Origin of the sequence: Sorangium sp. So ce448, from assembly GCF_051520915.1 — a bacterium.
Classification (GTDB): domain Bacteria; phylum Myxococcota_A; class Polyangia; order Polyangiales; family Polyangiaceae; genus Sorangium; species Sorangium cellulosum_B.
Genome location: NZ_CP150343.1, coordinates 5,824,658 through 5,839,102, shown reverse-complemented (window position 1 = coordinate 5,839,102; position 14,445 = coordinate 5,824,658). Strand labels below are relative to the sequence as shown.

Below are 14,445 nucleotides of genomic sequence, written 5' to 3'. Positions count from 1 at the left end.
CAGGTAACGCGGAGTTGCAGGAACCCTGGAGGAAAGTTGACAGGAGCGCGGAGGACGTGCGAGCGGATGTCTGTGCGTCGAATAGCGCAGTTCCTGGAGCGGACCCTCCCCATCGCGGTGCTCATCGTCGCCGTCGTGGGCGCACCGATCATGATCTTCTCGCCGCAGGGGCTGCCCCGCCTGCGGGAGCTCGAGAGAGAGCTCGCCGACGTCGAGGAGGAGAATGCCGAGCTCGGGCGGCAAATCGAGGCGCTCCGCGGCAAGGTGGCGCGCCTGCGCGACGACCCGACCGCCGTGGAGAGGATCGCGCGCGACAACCTGGGTCTCGTGCGGCAGAGCGAGGTGGTCTTTCAGTTCTCCCGCTGAGGACTCCGGGTCTCTCGGTCCTCCCCAGGCCTGTTGTCCTATCGGCCCCACGGCTCCGCCGCGGAAGCGCTCGGCGCCAGGGCGTGAGCCAGCGCTCGGCGCGAGCCCATGAGCTCGCCTGGCCCTCTCCCTCGCCCAGCGCGCTACCCCGCCGCCTGGGGTGGTGAGGGAGCGGGCCCGCTGGCCGCTCGCCGCCCGTCCGGAAGGGGCAGCGTCCGTCGTGACCGGATGCGGGGCGCTGCACGCTGGCAGCGTCCTTTCTGGTATTGTGCAGCGAGTGTCGCTAGACCTGGGCCGCCTCCTCATCGCCGCCGGCGCCGTCTCCAAGGCTGAGGTCGAAGCCGCCCTCTTCGTGGCGGTCCTGCGGGGCATCCCGTTCCCTCGCGCCCTCATCGACCGCGCCGCCATCAGCGAGCGCGCCCTGGAGGAGGAGCTCGATCGCCACGGCGGCCTCGCGCTCCGGCAGGTCGTCGGCGCCCGCGATCTCGTCGCGCGCTTGCCGCGCGCCATGTGCCGCCGCCTCGGCGCCGTCCCGATCCGCATCGATCCCGGCGTCGGCACCATCGACGTCGCGGCGGCCGATCCGCTCGATCGCCACATCGCCGACGAGTTCAGCTTCCACCTCGGCGCGCCGGCGCGCCTCTTCCGCGCGCCGATCACGGCGATCGAGGAGGCCATCCGCGCCCTCGATCTCGACGAGCGGGAGCAGCTCCCCTCCCGCGCGCGGCGCGCGACCCCGGCGTTTCCGCACGGCGCGCCCCAGTCGACCATCCCGCCGCCGCCGTCGTCCGAGGTGCCCATCCCCCTGATCCGTCGCACCTCGGTACCCTCGTTCGACGAGGCGAGCCTGGAGGTCAGCCTGGTGGATGCGCCGAGCGGCAAGCATGGCCACCGCGGAGCGGCGCACAACGGTCACGCGGAGCGCGCGGACACGCCGGCGGCGCACGAGGACGCGATCCTGCCGCTCCGCCTCGCCAAGGCGGCCCCCGGCGCGCGCGGCTCTCCCTCGAGCGCTCGCCGCTCAGCGGACGCCGAACGCGGCGCCGGCGGGAGGGCGACCGGGCGTCAGGCGGCCCTGCGCGCGCCGGCGGTCGAGCCGCCGGCCGTCTCCTTTCCGCCGCCGCCCGTGGAGATCTCGCCGCCCTTCAAGCTGCTCGCCTCGATCCTGCCCCAGGCCTCGCCTGGCCCCGAACGCGCGCCGGACAGCGCCGGGCGGGAGCCGGCCCCCTCGACGCGGCGCCTCGGACGGCTGCCGCTCGACGCGCCCTCCGGCCTCGCGCCGCGCTCGCGCCGCCGCTCCGTCGACGCGGAGGCCCCGTCGCCTGGAAGCGGCAGGGCTCGCCCGGAGAGCGCCGCGCCGCCGTCGAGCAGGCGCCCCGGGCGGCTCCCGGCGCTGCCCCCCGCGCCCGAGCCGGAGCTCGGCGATCCTCTCGACGACGATCCGCCGCCGCAGCCCTTCGTCGATCTGAGCGACGTCATCGACGCGCTGTACCTCGCGCGCACGCGCGACGACGTCATCCGGCTCGCGCTCCGGGGGCTGCGGCTGTTCGCCGGGCGTGTCGCCATCTTCGCCGCGCACCGCGGGGTCTTTCGTGGGTTCGCGTGCAACGCGGAGTTCGGCGACCAGGAGGCGCTGCGCAAGCTCTCCCTCCCGATGGATCAGCCGAGCGTGCTCGCCACGGCCGTGGCGACCCACCTCTACGTCGGCCCGATCCCCGGCACCCCCACCCACGCGCCGCTGCTCGACGTCATGGTCAACCCGAGCCTCGACGTCGCCGCCGTCGCCGTGCAGGTCGTCGGCCGGCCCGCGATGATCCTGGTCGCCGATCGGATCCTCGACACCTCGAGCGGCTCGCGCCGGATGGTCGAGCTCGCGCGCGCCGTCGGCGAGGCCTTCAGCCGGATCCTGTCGGCGCGCGGGTGAGCGCCCGCCGTCGTCCCGCGCGACGAGCGCTGCGCGCCGTCCCGACGCTGCCCTGAAGGATCGCGCCGCGCTCGGCGCCCGCGGACGTGCCCGCGCGCTGTCGGCTGCCGCGGCGCTCGCAGCTGCGCCCGCGCCCGCTGCGTTGCAGCCGTCGCGTTGCATGCGTGCGTTCCGCGCCTTTCATCGACGCAACGGAGGCAGGAGGATCCCGATGTTTGTCCTGGTGCAAGTACGCGTCGCCCGAGCTCAAGATGTGTTGTTTTCCAGTGTGTCTGTCCGACGTGATCTGTTCGCTTCGCGTGTCGCGGGAATTTTCCTGTGACAAGGGAACCGTGTCCGCTCTCTTCGAAATTTTTTACAATCCTGAACCCTTTTTATGAACGGCGGTCAGATTTGGCTATCCGACTGAGGGTCAAATCGGGTTAAGGCATTTGGGTCTCATCGAGTTCGCGTGGACAGCGTGATTCGCCTCCCCCGAAAGGAGCTCCAAATGCATCCTGCAAAGACGCACGAGAGCAATGTGATCGCCCGTAAGCTCGTTCTGGTGATCGCTGGTTTGACCGCTGCCGCGGTCGGTTGCTCGGCAGACGTCGGCGGCGCCGACACCGAGGAAGTCGGCACGAATCAGCTGGGATTTGAGCGATTCGAGCGGACGGTGTTCCGGGAGCCTGACACCGGCATCTACATTGTTAACGGGGACACGCCGGTCGTAGATATCAAGCATCTGCGCGAGTTCTGGGAGGCGCATGTGCGCGGTGGTGCGCTGATCGTCAACCAGGAAGGCGGGCAAGACGTCATCTGGACGGCGGAGCAGCGGCACAACCTCTCGTACTGCGTGAGCACGAGATTCGGGGACAAGTACGAGGAGGTCGTGACGGCGATGGCGGATGCCGTCAAGGCATGGGAGGACGTCACGGACGTCGACTTCATCCATGTCGAGTCTGCCGACTCGCGCTGCACGTCGAGCACCAGCGAGGTCCTGTTCGACGTGAACCCCGTCAACGCCGGTGGCCAGTACCTGGCGCGCGCCTTCTTCCCCGGCCAGTCGAGGTACTCGCGGAACGTGCTGATCGACAGGACCGCTTTCGGCAGCACGCGGCCCACGATGACCGGCATTCTCCGCCACGAGCTCGGCCACACCCTTGGCTTCCGTCACGAGCACACCCGTCCTGAGTCGGGCACCTGCTTCGAGGACGACAACTGGCGTTCCCTCACCGAGTACGACGGCGCGTCCGTCATGCACTATCCCCAGTGCAACGGCACAGGCGACAGCACGCTCGTCCTCACGGAGAAGGACATCGCGGGCGTCCGGTCGCTCTATGGCACGCCGAGCGGAGACGGCGGTGACGGCGGAGGTGATGGAGGCAGTGGAGGCGGCGGGGAGCCGCCGACCGGGGAGCCGCCGGTCGGGGAGCCGACCACCGAGAACTTCAGCGGCCGCCTCGCCCGGGGAGCCTTCGATGCAGTCGGGCCCGCCGAGGGGTTCGAGGTCGTGGCCGGGACGACCCTCACCGTCGTCATGACCGGGACCGGAGACCCCGATCTCTTCGTGAAGTTCGGTGATGCGCCGACGGCGAGATCGTTCGATTGCCGGCCCTACCTCAGCGACGCCAACGAGACCTGCACGCTCGATGTGCCCGCGGGCCAGACGAGGGCCTTCATCAAGGTGCAAGGCTTCACGGCCTCGACCTACGACATCGAGGTGCGCTACTCCGCGCCGAAGGCGCCCGGAGGCGAGCCCGGAGGCGAGCCCGCAGGCGGCGGCACCGAGACGTCGACGAGCTTCGACGGCAGCGTCTCGCGGCGCGAGACGGCGTCCCACGGGCCCATCTCGGTGGTCCCGGGCACGACCTTCCGGGCCGTGATGAGCGGCACCGGGGATCCCGATCTCTACGTGCGGTTCGGTGAGCAGCCCACCCTGAGCGCCTTCGACTGCCGGCCTTACCTCGACGGCGCGGACGAGACGTGCGAGCTGACGGTCCCGGAAGGGCAGTCGGAGGCCTTCCTCCTCGTGCAGGGGTACGCGGAGAGCTCGTACACGGTGAAGGTCGACTACACGACGCCGTGACGCGGCGGACCCTTGGCCCGCAAAGGCGGAGAGGGCACCCGACGCAACCTGCGTAGAAGAAGTCGACGCGGCGGAGAGGCACCGAGGTGCACGGGCTCAACCCCACTCTCCGCCGCGCGTCGTTCTTCCATCATGCTCGCTTCGCCTCTCATGGGCCGACCCGCCCGCGCGGGCGGCGCGACCGCCGCCGACGCGGGCGCGGGCGTGGGCAACTGCGCGCGCGGGGAACGAAGCCGCCGGCGGGCGGCGGGCGGCAGCGATGCGAGCCTGCGGCGAGGCGCTGCGAGGAAGTCGACCCCCGCGCCCCGGTGAATGATAGGCTGCTGGCCCGGATCCTCTCCTGGCGCCGCCGCTTGCCCATGCCGAACGAGACCCCTCACGCCCTTCGCTTCACCTGGCTGTTGGCCGCGCTGCTCGTGGAGTCCGTCACGCTCGCCGGATGCATCGGAGAGCCCTTTCAGTTCGGCAGCAGCAGCGGCGGCGGCGAACCGATCGGCGGCGGCGGCAGCGAACCGATCGGCGGCGGCGGCAGCGAGCCGATCGGCGGCGGGGGCGGCGAGGGAGGGACCGGCGGCGGAGGGCCGCCGCCCGTGCCGGTGACATGGCCGGACTCGCCGACCACGCGCTGCTCGAACGGGACCACCGTGCTGGAGGCGTGCCCAGGGCCCTCGGCGCCCTTCTTCGGACAGGACGGGAACTACGAGATCGCCGTCCCCTCCTACACAGAAGCCGACGGCGCGGTCGAAGACTCGGTGACCGGGCTCACCTGGGAAAAGGTGGCGGAGAACGGGATGTTCACGCTGGTCGGCGCGCAGGAGCACTGCGCGGCGCTCAGCGCTCAGGGCATCGGCGGCCTCTCGGACTGGCGCCTGCCGACGCGGATCGAGCTCGTCTCCATCGTGGATTTCGGCCATGCCACGGCGTTTCCCGATATCTTCTTCACGTCCACCCAGGACAGCTTCTACTGGTCCGCGACCGACGTCGCCGCGGACAGCTCGTTCGCCTGGGGTGTGCTGGCCAGCGATGCGTCCCTCGGCTTCTTCCCGAAGGACGACACGGCCGGCGCGCGGGCGCTGTGCGTCGGAGGTGCGAAGGGGATCGCGCCGGCCGATCTCTCGCCCGGCGAGGACTGGGTGCTCGATCGCTCGACGGGGCTCGTCTGGCAGCGCCACGCCTCCCAGACCCGGTTCATCTGGAGCGACGCGCTCGCGCACTGCCAGGACCTCGGCCTCGCCGCGAAGAGCGACTGGCGGCTGCCGAGCGCGAAGGAGCTGCTCTCGATCGTCGATGATCGGCGGTCCGGGCCGGCGATCGACCTGGCGGCCTTCCCGGGGACGCCGTCCGACGTCTTCTGGTCGTCGACGCCCGCCATCGGCAGCGCGGAGAAGGCCGTCCTCGTCAACTTCACGAACGGCGCATCGCAGGACCACACGGTCCGCGATCGGCGGCTCGTGCGCTGCGTTCGCTCCGACGGGTGAGCGCCGCTCATGCGCCGAGGGGCGGGTCCGATGGCGGACGGCATGCGCCGCAGCCGCCCGCCCGCTCGCGATGAGCCCAGGCCGCGGCGGCGGCTCAGCCCCCGGGCTTGACGAACTTCAGGACGAAGCGGTCGCTCGTGCCCCGCTTGTCGCCCGCCACCATCGGCGAGGCGTTCCAGTCGCGCGTGTCCGCGGGGCTCCGGAGGAAGGTCGCCTCGGCCGCGAGCCGGAAGCCGGCGCGCTCGATCTCCTCGCGCACGATCTTCTCCTCGATGCGGTGGAGCGTCTTCACCTCGGTGACGCCCGTCCCGGCGCGCCCGGCATGATCGACGATCGCGAACACGCCGCCGGGCTTGAGCGCGCGGAAGACAGCGCGGTTCATCGCGGCCCGGTCCGCCTCCATCCACACCGTGTCGTGGTAAAAGAGCACGAGGAACACGGCGTCGAGATCCCGCGCCTCGGGCGGCAACGGGTCGTCGAGCTCGCGATCGACCCGGACCACCGGCTTCATCACGGGCTTCTTGAGCCGCTCGCTCCACGGCTTCTCGGCGAAGCGCTCGAGGACGAAGCGGTTGTTCTGCGCATAGACGACCCCTCCCGGCCCGACCGCCCGCGCCAGGAGCTCGGCCGAGTAGCCGCCCCCCGCCGCGAGCTCCGCGACCTTCATCCCCGGCTGAATGCCGAAAAATGCGAGCGTCTCCGCAGGCTTACGGCCAGCGTCGAGCGTCCGGTCGGCGTCCGCGCGATCGGCGGCGTCGACGACGGCGCGCAGGGCGGCGGGCACCTCGACCGAGGCGACCGACAACGGCGCCGGGGCGACCGCGTCGCCGGGGGCGGGGGCCGCCGCGGCGGGCGGCGCGCCGGGCTGGGCCGGGGGCGCGGCCGTCGGAGGCGGCGGAGCTGCGGGCGGCGAGGCGCTACAGCCGGCGAGCGCGGTCAGGGCGAGGGCGAGGAGGACGTGATGGCGTCGCATGCCGCGCTGCTAACCGAGCGGACCGAGCGCCGCAAGCGACGCGGCTCACGGGGTGCCCGCGGCCGGCGCGGTGGCGGGGGCGGTGCCCGCGGCCGGCGCGGCACCTGCGGTGGAGCCCGCGGCCGGCGCAGCGCCCTCGGCGGGGCTCGCGGGGGAAGGAGCTCTTCGCAGGGGCAACAGCGCGGCCTGCACGGCGGCGGTGATCTGCGGCTGTACTGCCCGAACGGCGCGCTGCACGGCCGCGGGGGAGGCTGCGCTCGGTCCGCCGCGGCCGACGCGCACGCTGGCGACCGCGATCCCCGCCAGCGCGGCGCAGGCGATCGCCGCCGCGAGCAGGCGCTGCCGCGTCGCCCCGGCCGGCGGGAGGACCGCGCCCGGCGCCGAGGACGGCGGCCGCGCCTCGTCGCGCGGCCTCGGCGTCAAGGAGACCGCTCCCCTCAGGCTCGAGGCCTGGAGCGGATCGATCGAGCTCTCCTCGCCGGACGCCGGCGCCACGGCGTGGAATCCGCCGCTCACCGGGGCGCTCGACGGCGCCGGAAGCGCCGCGTCGATGCCATCGAGCGCCTCGAGCGCCTCGAGCGCCTCGGCCTCGCCGCCCAGCACCTGCGACGATGGCCCGGGGCGCCGCGTCGCGCGCAGGGTGAAGGGGCTGTCCGCGTCGGCGCGCGTCAGCTCGCCCCCCTCCAGGTCGTCTTCGTCCTCGGGGAGCTCGGGCGTGTGGGGGCCCGGCGGACGCGACTCCGGCGACTCCTTCAGCGCCGCGCTCACGAGCGCCCCGAGGTCCTCCGGCGTGCCGATCTCGTGGCCTGCCTCGCGGAGCGCCTCGATCGCGTCCAGCATCGCGCGCGCGTCGGGGAAGCGGTCGTCCCGGCGCGGCGCGAGCGCGCGCGCGAGGATCGCCTCCAGCGCGGGGCTCACCTCGGGGCGCAGCTCGCTCGCCCGCAACATCTGCCCCTCGCGCGCCGCCGCCATCCGCGAGGCGGCGCTGCTCCCGGGGAAGGGCCGCGTCCCGGTGAGCATCTGGAACAGGACCACCCCGAGGGCGAACACGTCGGCGCGCGCGTCGACGCGCTCGCCGTCGAACTGCTCGGGCGGCATGTAGCTCGGCTTCCCGACCAGGTCGCGCCTGGCGGTGTCCCCCACGTCGCCCCGCGTGGCGATCGCCACGCCGAAGTCCGCGATCTTCACGACGCCGCTCAGCGAGATGAGCACGTTTCCAGGGCTCACGTCGCGGTGCACCATCAGCCGCCCCTCGGCGGCCGAGCGCTCGTGCGCGTAGCCCAGCCCCTCGAGCACCTGGGCGGCGACGAAGAGCGCGATCGGCACCGGGACGGACTCCCCCCGCGCCCAGAGCCCCTTGCAGAGTCGCCCGAGATCCGTCCCGGACACGAGCTCGAGCACGAGGTAGAAGTCGCCCGCATCGTCGACGCCGAAGTCGAGCACCTCATCGATGTTGGGGTGCTTGAGGCGGGTCATCATGCTCGCCTCGGCGATGAAGAGCTGCCTGAGATCGTCGCTGCCGGCGTGCATCGGGACGATTCGCTTGATGGCGACCGGGACCTCCTCGCCGTCCGGCCCGAGCGCGACCGCGCGAAACACCTCGCCCATCCCGCCGCGCGCCATCCGCGGTCCAATGGCGTAACGCCCCAGAACAACCCCCCTCGATGGCGCGCTCTCCACGGTGCCCCGACTCTAGATTGCCCCGAGGGGTGGGGTAAAGGGGCGACAGCGCTCGATCTCCAAGAGATGCTGCGGTCGATTGCACAAATCGACTCGTGGTGTTCCCCTGTGCGCTGAAACATGGCTGTCACATCGCGAGCGCGGGCGGCGGCGACACGTCCACGACGCGCGCCCGTCGCGAGCGTGGTAGGGGCTCAGGGGCGCAGAGCGAGGTGGATGTCGCCGGATCTGCGTGGGTCGGGTACCCGTCCGCTCAGGACATGATGCGCGCCGCGCCGCTGCGAGCGCCCGGAGGCGCTCGCCGCCGTGCTCACGCCTGGTGGAGCAAGATCGCGAGGAGCCCGAGCGACGCGCGCTTGCGCTTCGCGTCGATGGTCTCCGTGGCGCCGACGCAGAGCGGGCAGCCGGCCTCGTCGCAGCCGCAGCCGGCGATGAGCTGCCGCGTGCGCGCGAGGAGCTCGTCGCGCTGCTCGTAGATGCGCTCGGAGAGCCCGACGCCGCCTGGCACGTTGTCGAACAGGAACAGCGTCGGATCGAAGACGCCGGCCGCCTCTCCGCCGGCCGGGACCTCCCGCGCCTCGCTCCCGTCCTCGAGCGTCTGGCCGATGTCGCGCGGATCGCACATGAGCGAGAGCGTCGCCACCGTCTCCAGCGCCCGCGCGATCCCGCGCAGGCCGTCGATGGCGGTCGCGCGGCCGAGGCCGAGCTCCTCGCAGAGCGGCTCGGGCACGGTGAGCCAGAACGAGGTCGTGTGCATCTGGATGTCGGGCAACCGCACGTCGCCGTATCCCGTGTTCTCGTGCGTGTAGAACTTGATCTTCTTGTACCCGACCACCTTCTCCACGATGCTCACCTCGCCGAAGGCGGCGGTCGCCCGGCCGAGCGGGGCGGCCGCGCTCTCGTCGAGGATGCTCACCTTCCGGTGGGTGAGCGCGGTCGTGAAATAGTCGGGGACGACCTTCGTCACGAAGGCTTTGTGGTTCTCGTAATCGAGCCGCTCGACCTGGTACTGCTCGCCGTCGTGCTGGTAGATGGCCTGTTCGTGGAGCATCGTCGGCGCCGCGCGCCAGTCGAGCTCCGCCAGCGTCTTGCCATGGGCCTTGTCGATGATGACGAAGTTGTCCCAGCCCACCGAGCGCAGGCTCACGTGGTTCGCCGGATACGCGTCGGTCGCCCAGTGGAAGCGATCGTTCGACTCGTGCACGACCCCGTTGTCCTGCAGGAAGCGGAGCGCCGCCACAGTGTCGTCCGGCGGCATCGCCGCATAGGGCTCCCCCTTGAGGAACGGCAGCTCGAACGCCGCGCACTTGAGGTGCTGCACGAGGATCTCGGTGTTCTGCGGGTCGATCCGGGCCGACTCGGCCGCGCGCTCCAGGAGGTACGCCGGGTTCCTCGCGAGGTACTGGTCGAGCGCCGCGCTGGTGGCGCACAGGACCGCGATGCTCGTCTTGCCGCGCCGGCCCGCCCGGCCGAAGCGCTGCCACGTCTCGGCGACCGACCCGGGGTAGCCGGCGCAGATCACCGCGTCGAGCTCGCCGATGTCGATGCCGAGCTCGAGGGCGTTGGTGGCCACGACGCACAGGATCTCGCCCTCGCGCAGCCCCCGCTCGACCCGCCGGCGCGTCTCCGGGAGGTAGCCGCCGCGGTACGCCATGATCGCGTCCTCCGCCCCGATCTCCTTGCCGACGCCCTCGCGCAGGTACTTCAGCATGATCTCGACCGAGTTGCGCGACTGGCCGAACACCAGCGTGGGCACGCGGGCGCGGGCGAGATCCCCGGCGAGGCGCACCGCGCTCTTCAGGGTGCTGGCGCGCACCCCGAGCTCCGCGTTCACCACCGGCGGGTTGTACAGGAAGAAGCGCCGCGGCCCCCGCGGGGCGCCGGACTCGTCGATGAGCTCGAGCTCGTCCTCGGCGATGCCCAGCAGGCGCGCGGCGTGCGCCCGCGGGTTGCCGATCGTCGCCGTCGCGCAGAGGAAGGTCGGGCTCGATCCGTGGAACGCGGCGACCCGGCGCAGCCGGGCGAGGACGTGGGCGACGTGCGACCCGAACACGCCGCGGTAGGTGTGGAGCTCGTCCAGCACGACGTAGCGCAGGCGCTGGAACGTCCGCGCCCAGTGCGCGTGGTGCGGCAGGATCCCCGCGTGGAGCATGTCGGGGTTGGTCATCACGATGGGGCTGCGCTCGCGCGCCGCCCGCCGGGCGTCGCCCGGCGTGTCCCCGTCGTACACGATCGCCGGGATCGTGAGCCCCGCCTCGCGGATGAGCGCGTGCAGGCCGGCCTCCTGGTCCCGGGCGAGCGCCTTGGTGGGGTACAGGTAGATCGCGCTGCCGCCCTGGCCCGACGCGGCGCCCTCGGCGAGCGCGTCGAGCACCGGGAGATGGAAGCAGAGGCTCTTGCCGCTGGCGGTGGGCGTCGCGACGACCACGTGCCGCCCCGCCTGCGCCGGCTCCGCCGCGGCGCTCGGCCCCGTGGGCTTCGCGCGGGCGGCCGCGAAGGCCCGCGCCTGGTGGTCGTAGAGCCGGGAGATGCCGCGCCGCTCCAGGGCGCCGCGGAGCGCCGGCGAGAGCGCGTCGGGCATCGGTGAGGTGCGCGCGTCGGCCGGCGGAAGCTCGCGATCCGCGGTGAAACAAGGGCGGACGTAGCCGGAGGCAAGCCACGACGAGATGACGGTCTCGACGCCGGTCTCGATCTTCCAGGGGGGCGACGGCATGACGCAGGTATACTAAACAGATGCGCCGTGTCACTCAACCGGATCGGGCGCGATGCACACGTCGGCCGGCGTAGCGCTGGCGCGCGCGGCCGGGATCTCGGAGGGCGGCGCGCGGGTGAGGGGAGGACGGCGCGCGGGTGAGGGGCCGGCGCGGCAGGCGCGGCGGATCGGCGCGACAGGCGGGCACGGCAGGCGGGCGCGGAACGCGGTCGCGGCGGGCTGCCGCGGCAGGCGGGCGTACAGCGGAGAGGGGGCCTCTCCCGTCCTCGAACGAGATCCGGTGTGCTGGGCTCTCCTGTGGTCCAGTTGCCGCAGGCGACGCACACGGGCCCTCCGGCGAATGGCTCGTTTGCGCGCAACGGATGAGAAGCGCGGATACGGCGCGTGAGGCGATGTCTCAGTGGCGTGGTGATTCCTCCTGCGCCGACGGACGCAGGGCGGCGCCTCTCGCGTGCGCGCTCAGGCGCCGCCCCCAGGCCGTCGGCCCTGGTGTGCTGGTTGCCTGAGGACGAGCCGATCGACGACGGAGATCCGGAGTCGATGATCCCATCCGCTCTTTCACCCGCCTTCTCCGGGCGACCTCTCGTCCGGGGCTGGCAACGAGGTGTCGCACATGAAAAACGCAGTGTTCCTGACGCTCTTCGGCGCGTCGGCGGCGGGGTGCGCCGCGTACGCGCCAAGCTTCAGCGAGCGGCTCGGCGCGTCGGAGGCGATGATTCGAGCCGCCGAGGAGGTCGGCGCCGACGAGGACCCGCGGGCGGAAGCCCACCTCCGCCTGGCCCGGGAGCAGGTGCAGCGGGCGACGCGGCTGTCGGAAGGCGGCGTGCCCGATCGGGCGCAACGCATGCTCCTGCGCGCGCAGGCGGACGCGGAGCTCGCGCTCGCCCTCAAGCGCGAGGCGCAGGCTCAGGCCCGCACGAACGAGGTGCTCGAAGAGGTCGGATCCATCCAGCGGCAGCTCCGCTAGGGCTCGCGGAGAGGAGGCGCGGAATCATGCGAACCAATCACGGGACAGTGGCCATTCTGCTCGTCGGCGGTCTGCTGGGGTGCGCGAGCGCCCCGCTCCCGCCGAAGGAGCTCATCGAGGCGAGGAAGAGCTACGAGCGCGCCCGGGCGAGCGCGGCGGCAGAGCTCGCGCCCGCGGACCTGCGCGGCGCCACCGAGGCGATGGAGCGCGCGGAGCAGGCGTTCGCCGGGGGGAGCGAGCTCGCCGAGGCGAGGGATCTCGCGTACCTCGCGGGGCGCCGGGCGCAGCTGGCCGAGTCGCTGGGGCGCGCGGCGGCCACGGAGCGGCAGCGCGGCGCGGCCCTCCAGGCGTACGGCGAGGTGCACCTCGCGCTGCGAAGGAGGGGGGGGCGGGCGGTCGACCCGGCCGGTCCGACCGATCCTCCTGGACGGGAAAAGGCGCCGGTGCGACCGCGCGCCCCGGAGCGTCCGGTGGTGATCCTGAACCAGCGGTGAACCGGCGCTGCGATCGGCGGAGGAGGCGCGGGCGAGATCGGAAGGCGGAAACGGGAGGCGCGGGGGAAGGACGGAAGAACGGAAGAGCAGAAAGCAGAAGACGACCGCCGCCGGGCACCGGTCTGCTCGAGGCTGTTTGCTCCGTGCCACGCCATCGCGTAGAAGCGAGGACGATGTCCTCGGACGCACCGCAAGCGTCGCCCGTCGAGCACCTTCCCGACGACCTCCCCAGCGAGGAGCGCGCCTCGCTCCGCTTCTTGGCCGTCGTGGCGCTCGTCTCGTGCGCCGCCGACCTGGTCACGAAGGGGTGGGCGCACGCGCGCCTCGCCGGGTTCGACCCGAAGCGGTCGGGCGCGAAGGTCCTCACGATCATCCCGGACCACCTCGATTTCATCTTCGCGCAGAACCCCGGCGGCGCCTGGAGCTTCCTGCGCGGCCTCCCGGACGGCCTGCGGCGGCCGTTCTTCCTGTTCGTCTCCGCCGCGGCGATGGTCTTCATCTTCTCGATCTACCGGCGCGTCCACAGGGACCAGACGGGGATGAAGTGGGGGCTCGCGCTGGCGCTCGGCGGCGCGATGGGCAACCTGGTCGACCGGATCCGCTACGGCTGGGTCATCGACTTCATCGACATGTACGTGATCCGCGGCGGTCGGGAGTTTCACTGGCCGACGTTCAACGTGGCCGACATCGCGATCGTCGCGGGGGTCATCCTGATGTCCAAGGACATGATCGTCGCGACCCGCAGGGCGAGCGCGCCGTCCCCGGACGCTCGCGGCGCCTCGGAGGGCCCGGCGGGCGGCGACCCCGCCCCTCCGCTATCGACGGAAGCGCCTCCGCCCGTGCCGCCGGCCAGCTGAACGACGCGAGCGGGCGGCTCGGCCGGAGCAGACGGCGCGCGGCGCGGCGCGGCGCGAGCAAGTCACGCACGTCACGTGACACGCGCAAGGCGTGAAAGACGCGCGCGGCGGCGTCCACGGAGGGAAGCCTTTGCCGGAGCGCTCGGTTTGTCGTAGAGGAACGCGCTCCGCATGACTGAAGACGCGACGCCGCGAGACGCTCCCGTTGAGACCGAAGGTGCCCATGCGGAGTCGCATCGCTCCGCGCCCGTGAACGCGCCGGCCGGCGAGCCGCCGGCCTCCGCCGGCGAACGCGACCACGAGGGGCGCGGCTCCTCGCAGGAGGCGGACGCCGACGACGTGGTCGCGCCGGCGAAGCCCGCGTACCGGCCGTCGTACGTGTTCCTGATCGCCGTCTCGGCCGTCACCCTGGCCGCCGATCTCGGCACGAAGTGGTGGGCCAAGGACCGGCTGGAGCCGCAGGCGCTCACGGACCTCACCGCCGCGCCGCGGCCGCTCTCGTTCCGGAAGATCGAGGTGATCAAGGATCACCTGAACATGATCTTCGCGAAGAACCACGGCGGGGCGTGGGGCATCCTGGGCGACGAGAGCGAGGCGATCCGCCGCCCGTTCTTCCTGCTGGTCTCGCTCGCGGCGATCGTCTTCATCGTCTCGCTGTACCGCAAGCTCCACCCCTCCCAGACCGCGCTCAGGTGGGGGCTGCCGCTCGTGCTCGGCGGTGCGCTCGGGAACCTGGTCGACCGCATCCGCTACGGGTACGTCATCGACTTCATCCAGGTCAGGCTCACCTCGACGTTCGTGTGGCCGACGTTCAACGTGGCCGACATCGCGATCGTCGTGGGCGTCGGGCTGATGGCGATCGACATGTTCTCCCCCCACCGCCCCGAGCTCAAGGCGCCCGGCGCGAAGGCGTCCGCGGGCTGAC

11 protein-coding genes are annotated in these 14,445 nt (G+C 72.4%); 8 read left to right on the top strand and 3 right to left on the bottom strand.

Translation table 11 applies throughout. From position 1 onward, the window contains the following. Window positions 1-66: 66 nt before the first annotated feature. The 4 genes from WMF45_RS22010 (at window position 67) to WMF45_RS21995 (ending at window position 5,836) form a co-directional block, all read left to right on the top strand. On the top strand, window positions 67-366 hold the full coding sequence (locus WMF45_RS22010; protein WP_437300928.1) for an FtsB family cell division protein: 300 nt from the start codon (window positions 67-69) through the stop codon (window positions 364-366). Between the two features lie 277 nt (window positions 367-643). Further along, the gene (locus tag WMF45_RS22005; RefSeq protein WP_437718819.1) at window positions 644-2,290 is read left to right on the top strand and encodes a hypothetical protein; all 1,647 of its coding nucleotides are present in this window, start codon (window positions 644-646) and stop codon (window positions 2,288-2,290) included. 490 nt (window positions 2,291-2,780) lie between these two features. Beyond that, the gene (locus tag WMF45_RS22000) at window positions 2,781-4,358 is read left to right on the top strand and encodes a pre-peptidase C-terminal domain-containing protein (RefSeq protein ID WP_437718818.1); all 1,578 of its coding nucleotides are present in this window, start codon (window positions 2,781-2,783) and stop codon (window positions 4,356-4,358) included. A 308-nt stretch (window positions 4,359-4,666) separates the two neighbouring features. Then, window positions 4,667-5,836 carry a DUF1566 domain-containing protein gene (locus WMF45_RS21995; RefSeq protein WP_437718817.1) on the top strand — a complete coding sequence of 390 codons (1,170 nt, stop codon included), beginning with the start codon at window positions 4,667-4,669 and terminating at the stop codon, window positions 5,834-5,836. 94 nt (window positions 5,837-5,930) lie between these two features. On the opposite strand, the gene WMF45_RS21990 is transcribed toward WMF45_RS21995, so the two are convergent. From WMF45_RS21990 to WMF45_RS21980, 3 genes are all read right to left on the bottom strand, one after another. Beyond that, window positions 5,931-6,809 carry a class I SAM-dependent methyltransferase gene (locus WMF45_RS21990; protein WP_437718816.1) on the bottom strand — a complete coding sequence of 293 codons (879 nt, stop codon included), beginning with the start codon at window positions 6,807-6,809 and terminating at the stop codon, window positions 5,931-5,933. 45 nt (window positions 6,810-6,854) lie between these two features. Continuing rightward, window positions 6,855-8,432 (bottom strand): protein kinase domain-containing protein, encoded by a 1,578-nt coding sequence (locus tag WMF45_RS21985; protein ID WP_437718815.1) that lies wholly within the window; start codon window positions 8,430-8,432, stop codon window positions 6,855-6,857. A 367-nt stretch (window positions 8,433-8,799) separates the two neighbouring features. After that, on the bottom strand, window positions 8,800-11,202 hold the full coding sequence (locus tag WMF45_RS21980) for a DEAD/DEAH box helicase (RefSeq protein WP_437718814.1): 2,403 nt from the start codon (window positions 11,200-11,202) through the stop codon (window positions 8,800-8,802). A gap of 613 nt (window positions 11,203-11,815) precedes the next feature. Between WMF45_RS21980 and WMF45_RS21975 the strand changes: the two genes are divergently transcribed. The 4 genes from WMF45_RS21975 to lspA (WMF45_RS21960) all read left to right on the top strand — a co-directional run bounded on the left by WMF45_RS21975 (window position 11,816) and on the right by lspA (WMF45_RS21960) (window position 14,444). Beyond that, window positions 11,816-12,169: a DUF4398 domain-containing protein gene (locus WMF45_RS21975; protein WP_437718813.1), complete on the top strand. Its 354-nt coding sequence runs from the start codon at window positions 11,816-11,818 to the stop codon at window positions 12,167-12,169. 26 nt (window positions 12,170-12,195) lie between these two features. Next, entirely contained in the window at window positions 12,196-12,663 is a 468-nt protein-coding gene (locus WMF45_RS21970) for a DUF4398 domain-containing protein (RefSeq protein ID WP_437718812.1), read from the top strand. A 173-nt stretch (window positions 12,664-12,836) separates the two neighbouring features. After that, window positions 12,837-13,520 carry a signal peptidase II gene (gene lspA / locus WMF45_RS21965; protein ID WP_437718811.1) on the top strand — a complete coding sequence of 228 codons (684 nt, stop codon included), beginning with the start codon at window positions 12,837-12,839 and terminating at the stop codon, window positions 13,518-13,520. 249 nt (window positions 13,521-13,769) lie between these two features. After that, window positions 13,770-14,444, top strand: a complete 675-nt coding sequence (gene lspA, locus WMF45_RS21960) for a signal peptidase II (protein ID WP_437718810.1) — start codon at window positions 13,770-13,772, stop codon at window positions 14,442-14,444. Window position 14,445 lies beyond the last annotated feature (1 nt).